We start from the raw sequence: 14,911 nt of genomic DNA, 5'->3' as shown, positions 1-14,911 counted from the left end.
GACAAATGTCTTACCTGAGTACCGGGTACCTTTGCTTATTCAGCCTGTATGTTTTGTCATTTGCCGCTTACGCAGTGCAGCTCGAATGGTTTTTGCCTCTTCCGGGGTAATGGTTGGGATCTCCTTGATAAAGTAATAATGTTTAATGATACAAAGGACAATCATGGTGATTCTCACAAGCAGGATATCCACATATACGACGGAAAATAGAATAAAGGCATCGGCAATAACGTTAATACGAATTTTTTCTTTTCTCGTCATCCCTCTATTTTCCCGGATTCGCACCACATATTCCATGTAGAAGGAAGTGCCCTTAAACCAGTTTTCCACTCGTTTGGAACTTCTGGCAAAACAAAAGGCGGCAAATAAGAAAAAGGGTCCGCCTGGCAGTACAGGCATGACGACGCCGGCGACACCGATTCCAAATGAAAGAAAACCTAAAACAACGAAAAGAAAGCTTTTAATGGTTTTTATGATTAATCACCTGACTTTACCTGATGATTTCATATGGTAAATCTATGATTTGTGTATCAAAAATATCACTGCAGGATGATTCTGCTTTCATGATTGTACAAAGAAAGCAGCTTAAAAATCAAAGGAAATGCGATCAAAATAAGTGGTAGTTTATGACTTTTATTCTGATGTGAAATGATAATGGTCATTGTTACAGCTACAACAATGTACCATTTCTGCCGTGTTTTTCACCAGTCTTGCCCCGGATTTACCACTTATGTCAATGTGTTTACCAATAGATAAAAGTAATTTTAAATTTAAAAAGCCTAATCCTCCTTAAATATCATCGAAGAATTAGGTTTAAGATTATTGAATATTATCGTTGTACTCTGCAGTAAAAGGCCCTGATATATTTCGGCTTTTTTAAAACTTTAACCTAGACTTTAGCAAAAGAATTAAGCTAATATCTTATTTATATGATTCATGATTTCCTGTGAAACGAGTAACGGATTATCACACATCGAATAATGACTGCATTCCGGTAAGATATTAAAAGTGGAGTTTGGTACTGTTTCCTTTAAGCGATTCCCCCAATAAGGTGGAAGATAACGGTCATATTGGCCATATAAAAAGGTAGCTGGTTTATTTAACCTTTGTAGATCAGGTACTATATCTTCAGTTTGATGATGATTTAATGCAAGGGATGCTTCTAATAATTCTTGAGGGCCGTTTGGATGATTAAACGGCTGTGAAAATCCATTTAATAGTTCAGGGGTCAATAATTCTTGATGGAAAAGCCCTTCCCTTAACATCTTTTCTATAAAATATAAGGACGGTTCAAATTCAGGCGCTGTAGGATAACGAAGTGCTACTACTTTTGGAAGTGGCCAGTTACTGAAGGCAACCCCGTCAACCACCATAAAGCTCTCAATTCTCTCAGTGTAATTTACTGCCAATATTTGAGCAATCCCTCCACCTAAGTCATGACCGACCACATGAACAGATGGAATGCCTAGTGCATCTAAAAGTGTGACAATATGATTTGCTTGCATTGGTAAAGTTAATTCTTCATTCGTAGAACGGTCAGAAGCCCCATAGCCAACTAAATCTGGAGCAATCACAGTATAGTCTTGTGCAAGTTGTGGGATGACATGAACCCATAGAAAAGAATTTGTTGGTATACCATGCAATAATAATATGGTTTGATCTCCAGTACCTGCTGATCGATAAAACATTTTGTATTTTCCTGCTTGTACAATGTTTTCAGTTATCTGCATTAAAGAACTCACCTCAATATTTTAAGTTTTACTTCTTTAGCTTACTCAATTATTCATTTTTAATACTTGAACTCGACTGCTACTAACTAACCTTTACATTCAAAGATAGATAAAATCCTTACTCATTGACTCCCAACTTTGGCTCCTGTTAATCATATATTCCATCTGCCTGGAATTGAACCACTTTTAGACAGGAGAGAACGTGGTATAAAACTGAGCGTTTTTAAATCGTTTTGGTTATTGTGCTTGGTGTTGGACATCCATGGGTTTCTTGAAGGACATTAATCCTCTATTAATGGAGGAAGTGTCCTTCAATAAATGAATGAAAGACACTTCACACGAGAGAACCCTCAAATCTGTCTTTCATTTAGGTGATGAAGGACAACTAGGTTAACATAATGTAAAATTTTATCCTTCATTCGGTACCCGGGATACTTTAGAAAGGATATTTAATACAAATAAATTCAACGCACCTCATACTCCCTAAGCCTCTTCTTGGCTGAGTTCCGCTCAGGTGTAATCGGTACAGGCTCGAGCACCTTTCCTAAGCCGTAATGAGGCATATTGTTATAAATTGCTTCATAGCTCCCTTTTTTTATCGAATAGGTTTCGTGGTAGATTCCTACTGCGCTATTGCTCCCCACCTTTTGATTGAATTTTTTCCATGCAGTCAGATGCTTCTCATTTTTTGCGTAGGCGAGCAGGTCTTCCATGGAGCGCCAATATTGGATCATGGATGTTGTTCGAAGTCCGATATAGCTTTCCATTGATAAAAACCCCAGGTCATCCTTGTTTTCATAAAGCTCCCGAATCATTCCGGGCATAGCGGTAAAGACCGGCAGCCACTTATGTATGGCAAGTCGCTTATTGACTCTCATTCCAATGATAAATACAACCATATCCTCTGTATTTTCCGTCATATAACGCCCCGTAAGAATTGGTTTGGACATCATTGCCCCTCCTTCGTTATAAAATTTTCAAGCGTATCATCGCACCAGTCAATCGCCGCGGCGGTCATTCGTTTTCCATAATCCAACGTAAGCAACCAGTACATGGCATCCTCCTCTCGCTCGTTATGATCCTTAATGCCCTGCTCAATAGATATATAAATCTGGTAACGCTCCTCCAGCTTTTGTTTGTACTTTTCTAAAAGAGAGATAGTTTGATCACCCGTTTGGTAGCGGCCAAAAAACAGTTTGAGCAGCATTTCATTTCGTTCAGCAGGCAGCTGTTCCACGGGTTCCTCCAGCCATTTTTTTAAAGCTTCCATGCCTTTGGAGGTGAGGAAGTACTCCTTTCTGTCCGGTTTTCCGGGAGTGGATGAGGTACGGACCTCTGCCAATTCCTCCTGGACAATGAACTTCAAGGTTGGATAGATTTGTCCATAGCTGATTTTCCAAAAATGAGTCAGACTTTGATCCATAAACTGTTTGATGGCGTAACCAGATTTGCAGTCTGTTGTTAAAATCCCTAATATGGCGTAGGTTGTATGGTTATAAGTTTTCATTGTTTATCACCTATCTGAAAGTTATATATCATTTAGATATATAGTACCCAATACATCATGAAATTGCAAGAAAATTATAAAAAATTTATTAAACACGCAGGTCATTCACAAGACAATGGACACCTGCGTTTCGTTTAGCCATAATGGGAATTTTGGTGAAGTCCACTTCGGCCCGAGAGCCGCTGAGGACAAATGGACGCTTCCAGCTATTTTTCTATTGTCCCCGCCACAGATGAATAAGGTTCTGATTTTGACCTCTGGCGGTCCCCAGGAAACGGCTGCTGGGGCGGAAGTCAGGGTGCCGCCAAGGTTTTGCCAGGATCTCCAGCGTGAGCCATTCCACGCTAGACGGAAGAGCTGATTCCCGCTGCCACGAACAAAGACCTCCAATCGATTTGGGCGTCTGGAGGAGACGGCTGGGGCACTGGTTAAGGTTCCGCCAAGGCTTTCCCAATTGCTCCATGTGCTGCCGTTCCACCATCTGTGAATCAGGTTGTTATTTTGACCTCTGGCAAAGATGTCGATTCGGTTGGGTCCCCAGGAAACAGCGGCAGGCTCAGAAGTTAGGGTACCACCCAGGTCTTCCCAGTCCTCCCAGCGTGAGCCGTTCCATGTTCTTTCATAAAGACGATTGCCTGTGCCTCGGACGAATACGTCAAGCTGATTGTTTCTGCGGGAGGAAACGGCAGGTGCACTGGTCAGGGTACCGCCGAGATTCTCCCAGTCACTCCAGCGGCTGCCATTCCACCATTTATGATAGAGGGAATTGTCAGTACCGCGCACAAACACATCAATCCGATTCGGTCCCCAGGAGACGGCTGCTGGGCTTGAGGTTAAGGTGCCTCCAAGGTTTTCCCAGTTGCTCCAGGTTGAGCCGTTCCACCAGATATGGTAAAGGGACTGATCTGTACCCCGGGCAAACACATCCAAGCGGTTGTTTTGCCAGGAGGAGACGCTTGGGGCTGAGGTCAGGGTACCTCCTAAGCTCTCCCAGCCGGACCATCCCTGCCCAGGCTGTCCCGGTTGCCCAGGCTGTCCTCCGCTGATGATTTGCAGGGTGATCTCAATAACCCGGGTGAATATGCGGTTCATCACATTTTGCGGAATATTTGATTGTGTAAATAATAAGGAGAACCACGGTACCTGTCGTTGCAGCTGCTGATAGATTTGACTGGCGGACTGGTTTGTATTGGCCTGATTAAGGGTATAGTTCACTGTAAAGTAAAAAGCATATTCCACGAGCTGTCGGTTCATGCCTGCCTGCTGAAGTTGTGTATATAACTGACTATGCTGAGAACGGAGCTCTGAAGAACCTGCTGAGTTGTGACCTGCTGGCGAAAAGCTGCATTTGGGTAGCTGTAATCATACACAAACGAATGGACGGGACTACCGTCATATTGATTTCGATACATAAACATACCTCCACTTTTTCATTAGGGTATGCGTGGAGGAATAAATTGGATACGTCCAGTAAAAAATAGGCAATCAGGAATGAAAAGAAAAGGGGGAAGAACGTTCGTTTGCCTGCACAAGCGCTTGCGATGAGGTTTGAAAATCGCTTCCATAATCGGTATAATAAGAGTCGGGACGAGGGAATGTAGGCCCTGGCCTGAATTGAGGAAATGTCATGAAAAGCGTTCGTTATTGAAAATAGATTTTAGCAGGTTAAAGTAATTTTTTTATAAAATGAATAATAAGGTAATGATTTTAAGTAAGTCATGCTTAAAATATACGCCAAAATAAGAGGTGGAATTTGTTCTGCCCTTATTTTGGCGTTTTTTATTTTCGGCAAAGGAGGGTGGCACATGCCTAATAGGAAACGGATCATGCAAAAAAGTGAAGCTGAATTACTTGATGAATACATACAATCCCGGCTGGATAGCAGTTTTACAATCATTTCTGAAGATCAGGATCCTTTTTTTATCATTAATACAAGCCATGATATTGTGTATGGAAGTCCGTGGTGTGAGGAGTTGACAGGATACTCGACCAGTGAATTAGAGGTGATGAATCTTTATGATCTCATCCCTAACCAATCCGTGCCGATCCATCATTTTTTTAAGGATTCGGTTCAGACCGTTCAGACGGATATAATCAGAAGAGACTTCACAGATTCAATGGAGATTAAGATTGTATCGATCCCGATATTTTCCGAGGATCTGCTGATTGGGAGGTATATCATTCTGAAAAGGGAACAGGATGACCCGGGCAAAAAGGAAACAGACAGAGAAGCTTATTATCATCGATTCGTGGAGCAGTCCCCTTTTGGCATTCTGGTCATTGATCATGAGAGAATAAAACATGTTAATTTAGTAGCTTTAAGAACAATCGGTGCTTTGAGTAAAGAGGCCGTGGCAGGCATAAATGTTTTCACAATGATTCCGACCGCTGACATTGAACATATGAAGTCAAAAATTGAAGAGGCCAGGAGCGGACTGGTGACGAAGCCTTTTCACCAGAAGCTTGTGAAACAGAACGGGGAGACCGTGAACACGCAAATTCAGGTGCTTCCGACGATTTATAACAACAAAAGAATGACCCATTTTATTATTCGCGGGGTTTATGACAGTAGCAATATGTTCGATTTATCCGTTCTGATTGCCATGGGACTGGCAAAGGAAATGAAGGAGCCTGTGGTGCGGATAAAAGGGTTTATAGACTTAATCAGAAACGGGAACGTAAAGGAAGAATATTTCAAAGTGATTGATCAGGACTTAAACTATATTAAAAAAACACTTGAGGATGTACTTATTTTGGAGAAAGACAGGCAGAATTCCTATGATAAACAGGAACTCATAGAACAGATTATAAATTTAATTGACGGCTAAAAGTATATATTGAATCAGGATAGGAATCATGCTATTATTGGAGTGACTAATGTCTTACTGTCATTAGTACATATTGTTATGCAAGTATAATTACAAACCACGTATAGAATTCATTTGTTAGCGGTAAATGGGAGAACCTATTTTACATAGTAAGTCTGTCCATGGCCTAACTTCTTTTGATAAAGAAGTTAGGCCATTTTTTGTTTATTCAGAAAATAAAAGTCTCCCACCCGCATAGTAGGAATGGGAAAAGGGTAATGCGGCTTTAGAACTATAGTACGAGAAGGAGGAATGAGTGAATGAATAATGTTGGTTTACCCCAGGAAGACCTCCTACAGATTAATAGTACTTTCAGTAAAATCGTAAAGCGCTGGTATGGAAAGGGGCCTGAGCATTGTTTTGCCACCTTTCGATCAGATATGATGGTTATCCATGTGAGTGGTTTTATTACTGCAGCTGAGAAGGCGTTAATGGAGAAGGATTCCCAGACATTGGCCTATCAGTTTCGATATTCGATTATGGAAAAAATCTATGAGGAATTTAACAAAGAGATGTACGACCTTCTTGAAATATCCTTCAGCTCCTATCATAGTGACTGGAATTTCGCGACGGATACGGGTATCATTTTATTTCAGAATGACGCATCAGGCTGGACCAATCGTCATACCGCTCCAGGTTTAAAGGAGAAGCTCATGAATCAGATTATGGATATAAGCAAGGATGTACATCAGGCTCCGGCCAACATCGATGTTCAGAAGCTCAGCCATAAGATCATAGCTGTCAGGTGCCAGGATGCCCTGCTGCCCATTGAAAAATTATTGTTTTCGGAGGGATATTCAGATATTCTCCATCAGCAGTCGGAGGAAATAAAGAAGGTGTACCGTCGTAACCGTAAGCGCTTTGAAGCAGTGATTGGCAGGGGAATTGAGGATATTTATATGATATGGAACTACGAGTATGAGGAATGCTATTTATTTTTCTGTCTGGTGTAATGGATATTTGTGCTAAGAAAAGCGGCTGGTACTTTTGAATTCAAGCTTAATCGGGCATACTAAACCATAATATGCCAACGTAAAGGGTGGTTTGGTTGGATCAGGATACGTTAAATGAGATTAGCAGTCATACGAGTAAGCTATTAAGGAAAAATTTTGGCAGGGGACCGAAGTCATGTCAGACGATTATTTCCAATAAGTATATCGCCATTTATATTCGCGGGTTTGTTTCCCCCATGGAGGACGTTTTGCTGAGTGAAGGCCAGCAGAATTATGTGGAAAAGGCAAGAACCGTCATCATAGATACGATTATAAAAGAATTAATTGGAATTGTGAAAGTATCCTGTAAATGTGAAGTGGAGGAGTATTACCATGATTGGAACTTTCCTAACAATTCGGGTGTGATTTTGTTTGTTTTAAGTGAGCCTTTAGATGAGGGGAGTAAGCCTGCGGTCAATCAATCAGAATTGGAAAATGAAGTGGTAAGGATTAGTGAGCTGGTTCAGAAGGTGCCCGCCAAAATATATATACATGCACTTTCTCCTTACATTTATCTGGTTGAGCGTGCCGGTATCCTCATCCCGATAGAGAAAGCACTTGTGGATAAGGGCTTTAAGGATGAACTGTTAATTACAAAGGATGCTTTGGAAAAGGAATACTTTCATAAGTACGGAAGGCTTAAGGAACTGTTTGATCGTGATGTGAAGGATATCTTTGTAGATTGGGATTTCAAAGAGGATAAATGTTATATGGTTTTTGTATTAGGCAAATGACTCCCGCATTGGATGGGGAGTCATTTTTTGGTTGGGTTCGCTTTAGTTCTCTAAAGCAGTGAGGGACAGTCCCCGATTTTTTCGAGCATATGACAGTATATTAAACTCTCTATGAGGATTTCTATAAATTTCTCTAATTAATAGGAATAGTCAAAAAATATATAACTATATCCTGATAAACCCATTTTAATCTCGTTTGGAAACGATTCAATATATCGATAGAATAAGAGATGTCGTTTCAAAAAAATTTCAGGAGGCTAATTTTTAATGAAAAAACAGCAAAAGAAAGACACATTCCTTAAAAAGCTTGTAATGATGACTCTAGTAGGGATCATTGCATTCGCTCTGGCAGGATGTGGATCGGATGAAGCCAATAATGAAGCTTCAGCAGACTCAGGTGATTCAGGTAATGCAAAGGAAGAGATCACGGTTGCGGTGGTACAGGATTATCCACCATTTGAATATAAAGTTGATGAAGAGCTGACAGGCTTTGATGTGGAATTGGTTGAAGCCGTTGCCGAGAAAGCAAATTTAAGCGTGAATTGGAAGATTATGAAGTTTGATGGAATTATCCCGGCGCTTCAGGCCAACCAGGTGGATGCAGCCGTGTCAGCGATTGGTATAAGGGAGGATCGCTTAGAAGTGGTGAACTTCTCGGATCCATATTTTGAATCAGGTTTATCCTTAGTGACGTTAAAGGATAGTGCCATTGAAAGCGAAGAGGACCTGCAAGGAAAAACGATCGTTGCCAAACAAGGAACATCCAGCTTAAAGCTGGCAAACGAGCTGGCTGAACAATACAATAGTGAGGTTACAAAACTCCAGGATGATGCGACCATGTACATGGAGTTGGAAAATGGGAATGCAGATGCACTGATTAATGATTACCCAAGTGTTGCCTATAAGATTAAACAGGATGGCGATGAATCCCAGTTTCGGCTAGTGGGCGATAAGTATCCAAGTGAAGATTACGGAATCGCCATTTCCAAAGGCAGTGAAGGACTTGTGGAAAAAATCAATACGGGCCTTCAGGAGCTAAAAGACAGCGGCGAGTTTGATGAACTATATAACCAATACTTTTCCGAGTAACGATTTGTAAACATACTTATCCAATCCAAAGGTGTGGCGCGGCTTGTCACACCTTTTCTAAAAAGAAAGAGGGATGCCAGAAACTATGGAAACCATTAATATTATTCTTGAAGGATTACCCACTCTATTAAAAGGAATGGGAGTGACAATAGAGGTCACCGTCATTTCCCTGATTCTCGCTATGTTTATTGGACTTGTACTAGGCATATTCAGTATTACCAAGAGTAAAATCCTGCGTACAATCTCAATAGTGTTTGTTGATATTATTCGAGGAACCCCGCTTCTTGTTCAGATCCTGTTTATTTACTTCGGCTTACCAAGTGTTATTGATATCAGTCTGACCGCGTTTGCTGCTGGTGTCATTGCGATTACAGTAAATGCTGCAGCCTACTTAGTTGAAATTTTCCGTGCAGGAATCAACTCTATCGATAAAGGGCAGATGGAAGCCGGAAGAACCATTGGCTTTTCTTATAGCCAAACCATGCGTCTCATTATTTTACCCCAGGCCGTACGTCGCATGATTCCCGCCTTTGTTAACCAATTTATCGTAAGTATTAAAGATACTTCACTCCTTTCTGCTATTGGGTTAGCTGAGCTGACATTATCCGGCCAATCCATTTACGCAGCGAATTTCCATGCCTTTGAAATCTTATTTGCTGTAGGAGTTCTTTATTTCGTGATTATTTATTCGTTAAGCCTGTTCTCCCGCTGGCTTGAAAGGAGATTGGACGTAGCATGAAGATGATTGAAGTCAATAACTTAAAAAAGTCCTTTGGAAAATTAGAGGTGCTGAGGGATATCAATATCGATGTTCATGAACAGGAGGTCGTCTGTGTCATTGGTCCGTCTGGTTCAGGAAAAAGTACACTTCTGCGCTGTATGAACCTGTTAGAGGAACCAACAGATGGGAATATTTATATTGAAGGAGATAATCTGACCGCTCCTGATACGAACATTAATGAATTGCGCCAAAGACTGGGAATGGTTTTCCAGCAATTTAATCTCTTTCCTCACATGACGGTGATGGAAAACGTGATCCTTGGACCTAAACGTTTAAAGGGCAAATCCGAAACCGAAGCCAAAGAATTAGGAACACAGCTGCTTGAAAAGGTAGGCTTAGTAGATAAGGCCGATGTATATCCGGACAACTTATCGGGTGGACAAAAACAAAGGGTAGCCATGGCTCGTGCTTTAGCTATGGAACCACACATCATGCTGTTTGATGAGCCTACCTCGGCCCTGGACCCGGAAATGGTCGGAGAGGTGCTGCAGGTTATGAAGGATATGGCTGAGGAAGGCATGACGATGACCATCGTGACCCATGAGATGGGATTTGCCAAGGAGGTTGCCGATCGGGTCATCTTTATGGATGAAGGGTTTATTGTGGAACAGGGCACACCGAAAGAGCTTTTTGACAATCCGCAAAACGAACGAACCCAGGCCTTTTTATCCAAAGTTTTATAAATCAATGACGTACACACAAAAAGCTTAGAGGAGTTTAAATGATGATAGGCTCCCCTAAGCTTTTTTTATGATTCAAAAGATCTTTTATGAAATGGTCGTCAAAGGAATGTATGGCAGATTCCTTTTATGTCCGATTCCAGAATCGCTGCTGGGCGATGGCAGATATAAAGTCATGACCGAAATTCGGGTTGTTTTCTGCAAAGACGATCCCTGCAAGGTTGTTGTTTTTAGATGTTCGAATATAAGGCTGACCGGTGGATGCAACACCAATCGGTTTGTAATGTTTGTAGGCTTCTTTAACAAAATCCATAATATCCTGGTTTAGTTTTGCCTGGTTTTCAAACCGCCCGCCAACAATATAGATGGAATCATATACAACAGGATATGTCGTGATAAATGTCTTTTCTACATGAAGCGTTGTGCCATCTGTTCCTGTAACAGTACCGAGGCTGTCGCTAATCACTTCAAACAGAACACCATTCTGTTTCAACATGTTTAAGGTTGATGTAACTTCTGCGCCATTAAAGCCATCTCCAATTAAGACAGCAACTCTTTGGGTATAGGCGTAAAATGGGGTATTCATCTGACTAAGGGATGGATAACTGGTTTCTACTGGTACATGTGAATTCTTAGGTCGTTCAACTCCAATTTTATCAGCAATAATACATGCCATTTCCCGATCGACGTTTGCCCACATTTCAACATTTTGCTGCCTGACTGACTTACTCTCGACTCTTCCAAGGTGATAAACAAAGGTCTCCAGTAAGTCCTGTTTTTCAATCGGGGACAGGCTGTTCCAAAAAATTCTTGGCTGTGAAAAGAAATCATAAAACGAATCACTTGGGAGTTCTCTTGTAACGTGTCCCTCTACCTTGCCAGGATAATTAACATATCCACCCTCCTGGAAGGAAGCTTCAGATGGCGTATTGCCAGCTAAAGAATTATTATGATAATCAACGGAGTCTACATCAATCCGGTGCTTCATACGCCCTTTACGGAGATTAAAGTTCTTTTCTGCAATAGGTTTGTTAACAGGGAGATTTTCAAAGTTAGAAGAGTGATGGCGGTATAATTCCGTGTCCCGATAAGCAAAGGCCCGACCCTGGAGAGCAGGATCATTGGTGAAATCTATTCCTGGAACAAGATTGGCCGGATCAAATGCAGACTGTTCCTCCTCTGCAAAGAAATTATCTACAAGCCGATTCAATGTCATTTTTCCAATCGGTTGAACAGGAACGACTTCTTCCGGCCATAGTTTTGTATCATCTAAAACATCAAAATCATATTTAAATTCATCTTCTTCGGCAATAAGCTGAACCCCGAGTTCATATTCAGGAAAGTGTCCGCTCTCAATGGCTAAAGTGATATCGCGGCGATGAAAGTCCGGATCAACTCCCCCGATGATGTTAGCTTCATCGAGGAGTAAGGAATGCACACCAAGCTTTGGCGTCCATTTAAATCGTACAAACGTTGACTTTCCTTGTTCATTGACGAATCGGAATGTATTGATGGGCCAGCCTGCCATCATACGCCAGCTTCTTGGCCGCCCCCGCATGGACATTAACCACATGACCATATGGGCTGATTCCTGATTATTGGCAACATAATCCCAGAAGCTGTCGTGTGCAATCGAAGCCTGTGGTATGTGAACTTTAGGATGTGGTTTCGCTGCATGTGTCAGATCCATAAATTTCATTGAATCTGCCAAAATGAAAACCGGAAATTGGAGGGCCAGCATATCATAATTTCCTTCCTGTGTATAAAACTTGGTTGCAAACCCTCGAATATCAATAGCTGTATCCTTAGAGCCCCTGTTACCTGTGAAGTTGGAAAAACGAACAAATACAGGTGTTTTGCAGCCAGGCTCCTGCAGAAATTTGGCCGCCGTAAGATGTCTCAGGGACTGGTAGGTTTCAAATTCCCCATATACTCCGAATCCTCTGGCATGAACAACTTTTTCAGGTATACGTTCCCGATTAAAATAGGATTGCTTTTTATAAAAATGATAGTCTTCAAACAATAATGGACCGCGCCGACCTGCCCTTAATGTCGTCTGGTCATTAGAAACCTTTACACCGTTATCATCGGTCATTTTCTCCTCTGGCCCCGTGTTTTTTTCACGGTATTGTTCCAGCTGCTTATCCTTGCTGTTATTGTAACCTTTTTTTGGGTTTCTTGATGACTTATCCTTATCCATGTAATCCCCCATCCTGTCAGTATTTTATCTCTATATAGATATTCAAAAATTTCATGGTGTAGAACCTTTTTGTCGCAATTGTCTGTTCTCATTAAAAAACAGGTGATACACCATTCGATGCATCACCTGTACTCTATTTACGCTTGATCTTTGGGTTACTGACAGAAGCACGGAATATTAGGTTCGATTCCAGAATCGCTGCTGGGCGATAGCTGCCAGATAGTCCTCAGCAAAGTTAGGATTATTCGCTGCAAATACGACACCTGCCAGGTTGTTGTTTTGTGAGGTTTGAATAAAGTTCTGTCCGGTGGTGGCCACACCGATTGGTTTGTAATGCTTATAGGCGTTGTGAACATAATCGGTAACGTCCTGCATAAATTTGGTCTGATTGCCCATATCACCACCGACAACATAAATCGTGTCATATAGATAAGGGCTGGCAGTCATAAAGGTTTGATTCACCTTAATTTGTGTACCATCGGCGCCTGTAACGTTACCAAGTTTGTTGCTTATAACTTCAATGTAAACATGATTGTTCTGCAGGAAGTTCAGCGTATTGGTGACTTCCTGACCGTTGAACCCGTCTCCAATGATGACGCCAACTTTTAGGGTAGCGGCATATTTTGGTGTATTTTCCAGGCTGAGAGAAGGATAGCTGGTTGAAACGGGAACATGGGTGCCGCTTGGACGCTCTACCCCGATATTATCAGCAACTGTGCAAGCCAGATCCTTATCTACATTAACAAGTAAATTCACATTCTGCTGGCGGACAGATTCGCTTTCTACTTTACCGAGCTGATAGCTGAACGCATCTATGGTATGCTGTTTCTCCACAGGCGTCAGACTGTTCCAGAAGATCCTCGGTTGTGAAAAGTAGTCGTTGAACGATTCGCTTCGGTTTCGTATAACGACTCCGTCAACCTTCTTAGGATAATGTGTATAACCGCCTTCTTCTGGGGGCGTTGTGTATGGGGTGTTGTTGGCCAGCGAATTTCTATGATAGTTGACCTCATCCACATCGATTCGATATCTCATAGGGCCTCGTCGCTGATTATTGTGAAATGGACAAATCGGTTTATTGATCGGTAATTCCTGAAAGTTCGTTCCAATTCGATGTAATTGTGCAGCATGATAAGCAATTAACCTTCCCTGCAGCACGGGATCATTGGAGAAATCAATGCCCGGAACGACATTTGCTGGGTTAAAGGCCACTTGTTCTGATTCGGTATGGTAATTATTAATGTTTCTATTTAAAGTCATCTTCCCGACAATATGAACGGGGATTAACTCTTCTGGCCAAAACTTTGAAGGATCGAGAATATCAAAATCGTATTTGAATTCATCCTCCATCGGAACGAGCTGGACACCTAATTCATATTCAGGATAATCTCCACGGCTAATGGCCTCTCGCAAATCCTTCCGGTGATAGTCCGGGTCAATTCCCCCAAGCTTGATGGCCTCATCCTGAAGCAGAGGATGCACGCCGAGAACCGGTTTCCACACAAACCGGACGAAGGTAGCTCTTCCTTCTTCATTCACAAATAAATAAGTATTAATGGACCAGGATTCCATCATTCGGTAACTTCTTAAAATACCCCGGCCGGACATAATCCATTCCACCATATGGAGGGATTCTGGATTGTTAGCTACATAATCCCAAAAATAGTCATGTGCACCTGTAGCTGTCGGGATATCATCATCCGGCTTGGATTGGTATGCGTGCATCGCATCCGGAAATTTCATGGGGTCCTGATTAATTAATACAGGCATATCAATGGTTGTCAAATCATAATTTCCTTCTTCAGTATAAAACTTAACGCCCTGACAACGTAAATCTCTTGCCGTATCATAAGACCCTCTAGGTCCTTGTACGGTAGAAAAACGAATTGTCAACGGAGTCTTTTTTCCGGGTTCCTGTAAAAATCCGGCCTTTGTCACGTGCCTCATCGACTGATAGCATTCAAACTCCCCATAGGCACTGTAACCTCTTGCATGAACCGTTCTTTCCGGTTCCTCTTCCTGCACGAAATGAGTCATTTTTTCAAAATAATGCCAATCTTGATGTAAGGAAGGACCGCGTTCACCGGCTGTTAAAATATCTGAATCATTTGATATCTTCCTTTTTTGATTTGTTGTCATTGGCTTTCCGGTGTTTTGTCTGCGGTACTGATCCAACTGCTCCTGTTTAGGATTTTGACCAGCTGGATTGTGGTGTCTTGATGACTTATTATCCATGTAATCACCCATCCTAACGTTGAATTTTCTTAGCCATATACATATCTATGTAACCTGTTCTGGAATTAGAACAAAATTACATATTATGGCTTTGCA

At 41.7% G+C, this 14,911-nt stretch carries 14 protein-coding genes; 7 read left to right on the top strand and 7 right to left on the bottom strand.

Annotated elements, in window-relative coordinates:
• Positions 1-39: 39 nt before the first annotated feature.
• On the bottom strand, positions 40-399 hold the full coding sequence (locus tag ACZ5OK_RS16955; RefSeq protein ID WP_343838974.1) for a DUF454 family protein: 360 nt from the start codon (positions 397-399) through the stop codon (positions 40-42).
• Between ACZ5OK_RS16955 and ACZ5OK_RS16950 the strand changes: the two genes are divergently transcribed.
• Complete coding sequence (locus ACZ5OK_RS16950; protein WP_343839047.1) at positions 335-514, top strand: hypothetical protein; 180 nt, start codon at positions 335-337, stop codon at positions 512-514. The two genes, ACZ5OK_RS16955 and ACZ5OK_RS16950, sit on opposite strands and share 65 nt — an antisense overlap.
• Positions 515-908: 394 nt before the next feature.
• On the opposite strand, the gene ACZ5OK_RS16945 is transcribed toward ACZ5OK_RS16950, so the two are convergent.
• From ACZ5OK_RS16945 to ACZ5OK_RS16930, 4 genes are all read right to left on the bottom strand, one after another.
• Positions 909-1,730, bottom strand: coding sequence for an alpha/beta fold hydrolase (locus ACZ5OK_RS16945; RefSeq protein WP_343838972.1), 822 nt, complete (start codon positions 1,728-1,730; stop codon positions 909-911).
• 464 nt (positions 1,731-2,194) lie between these two features.
• Entirely contained in the window at positions 2,195-2,680 is a 486-nt protein-coding gene (locus ACZ5OK_RS16940; RefSeq protein ID WP_343838970.1) for a DUF4188 domain-containing protein, read from the bottom strand.
• Entirely contained in the window at positions 2,680-3,237 is a 558-nt protein-coding gene (locus tag ACZ5OK_RS16935) for a PadR family transcriptional regulator (protein WP_343838968.1), read from the bottom strand. Before ACZ5OK_RS16935 ends, ACZ5OK_RS16940 begins: the two co-directional genes overlap by 1 nt.
• A 105-nt stretch (positions 3,238-3,342) precedes the next feature.
• Positions 3,343-4,491, bottom strand: coding sequence for a PLL family lectin (locus ACZ5OK_RS16930; protein WP_343838966.1), 1,149 nt, complete (start codon positions 4,489-4,491; stop codon positions 3,343-3,345).
• Positions 4,492-5,042: 551 nt separating this feature from the next.
• On the opposite strand from ACZ5OK_RS16930, the gene ACZ5OK_RS16925 reads away from it, so the two are divergent.
• The 6 genes from ACZ5OK_RS16925 to ACZ5OK_RS16900 all read left to right on the top strand — a co-directional run bounded on the left by ACZ5OK_RS16925 (position 5,043) and on the right by ACZ5OK_RS16900 (position 10,383).
• The gene (locus ACZ5OK_RS16925) at positions 5,043-6,065 is read left to right on the top strand and encodes a PAS domain S-box protein (RefSeq protein WP_343838964.1); all 1,023 of its coding nucleotides are present in this window, start codon (positions 5,043-5,045) and stop codon (positions 6,063-6,065) included.
• A gap of 299 nt (positions 6,066-6,364) precedes the next feature.
• Complete coding sequence (locus tag ACZ5OK_RS16920) at positions 6,365-7,057, top strand: Na-translocating system protein MpsC family protein (RefSeq protein WP_343838962.1); 693 nt, start codon at positions 6,365-6,367, stop codon at positions 7,055-7,057.
• Between the two features lie 95 nt (positions 7,058-7,152).
• Positions 7,153-7,830, top strand: coding sequence for a Na-translocating system protein MpsC family protein (locus ACZ5OK_RS16915; RefSeq protein WP_343838961.1), 678 nt, complete (start codon positions 7,153-7,155; stop codon positions 7,828-7,830).
• A gap of 267 nt (positions 7,831-8,097) precedes the next feature.
• Complete coding sequence (locus tag ACZ5OK_RS16910; RefSeq protein ID WP_343838960.1) at positions 8,098-8,919, top strand: transporter substrate-binding domain-containing protein; 822 nt, start codon at positions 8,098-8,100, stop codon at positions 8,917-8,919.
• 85 nt (positions 8,920-9,004) lie between these two features.
• Entirely contained in the window at positions 9,005-9,658 is a 654-nt protein-coding gene (locus ACZ5OK_RS16905; RefSeq protein WP_464758233.1) for an amino acid ABC transporter permease, read from the top strand.
• A gap of 2 nt (positions 9,659-9,660) precedes the next feature.
• On the top strand, positions 9,661-10,383 hold the full coding sequence (locus tag ACZ5OK_RS16900; RefSeq protein ID WP_343839043.1) for an amino acid ABC transporter ATP-binding protein: 723 nt from the start codon (positions 9,661-9,663) through the stop codon (positions 10,381-10,383).
• Between the two features lie 124 nt (positions 10,384-10,507).
• On the opposite strand, the gene ACZ5OK_RS16895 is transcribed toward ACZ5OK_RS16900, so the two are convergent.
• Together ACZ5OK_RS16895 and ACZ5OK_RS16890 are read right to left on the bottom strand one after the other, a co-directional pair.
• On the bottom strand, positions 10,508-12,580 hold the full coding sequence (locus ACZ5OK_RS16895) for a catalase (RefSeq protein WP_343838956.1): 2,073 nt from the start codon (positions 12,578-12,580) through the stop codon (positions 10,508-10,510).
• Between the two features lie 177 nt (positions 12,581-12,757).
• Complete coding sequence (locus tag ACZ5OK_RS16890; protein WP_343838954.1) at positions 12,758-14,815, bottom strand: catalase; 2,058 nt, start codon at positions 14,813-14,815, stop codon at positions 12,758-12,760.
• Positions 14,816-14,911 lie beyond the last annotated feature (96 nt).

The organism is Salinibacillus aidingensis, assembly GCF_055393355.1.
This window is presented reverse-complemented; position numbering and strand designations above follow the sequence as displayed.

Bases quoted from the DNA above. Each gene is read 5' to 3' on its own strand.
- ACZ5OK_RS16955 (WP_343838974.1), bottom strand. From the start codon at position 399: ATGCCTGTACTGCCAGGCGGACCCTTTTTCTTATTTGCCGCCTTTTGT.
- ACZ5OK_RS16945 (WP_343838972.1), bottom strand. From the start codon at position 1,730: ATGCAGATAACTGAAAACATTGTACAAGCAGGAAAATACAAAATGTTT.
- ACZ5OK_RS16940 (WP_343838970.1), bottom strand. From the start codon at position 2,680: ATGTCCAAACCAATTCTTACGGGGCGTTATATGACGGAAAATACAGAG.
- ACZ5OK_RS16935 (WP_343838968.1), bottom strand. From the start codon at position 3,237: ATGAAAACTTATAACCATACAACCTACGCCATATTAGGGATTTTAACA.
- ACZ5OK_RS16930 (WP_343838966.1), bottom strand. From the start codon at position 4,491: ATGAACCGACAGCTCGTGGAATATGCTTTTTACTTTACAGTGAACTAT.
- ACZ5OK_RS16925 (WP_343838964.1), top strand. From the start codon at position 5,043: ATGCCTAATAGGAAACGGATCATGCAAAAAAGTGAAGCTGAATTACTT.
- ACZ5OK_RS16920 (WP_343838962.1), top strand. From the start codon at position 6,365: ATGAATAATGTTGGTTTACCCCAGGAAGACCTCCTACAGATTAATAGT.
- ACZ5OK_RS16910 (WP_343838960.1), top strand. From the start codon at position 8,098: ATGAAAAAACAGCAAAAGAAAGACACATTCCTTAAAAAGCTTGTAATG.
- ACZ5OK_RS16905 (WP_464758233.1), top strand. From the start codon at position 9,005: ATGGAAACCATTAATATTATTCTTGAAGGATTACCCACTCTATTAAAA.
- ACZ5OK_RS16900 (WP_343839043.1), top strand. From the start codon at position 9,661: ATGATTGAAGTCAATAACTTAAAAAAGTCCTTTGGAAAATTAGAGGTG.
- ACZ5OK_RS16895 (WP_343838956.1), bottom strand. From the start codon at position 12,580: ATGGATAAGGATAAGTCATCAAGAAACCCAAAAAAAGGTTACAATAAC.
- ACZ5OK_RS16890 (WP_343838954.1), bottom strand. From the start codon at position 14,815: ATGGATAATAAGTCATCAAGACACCACAATCCAGCTGGTCAAAATCCT.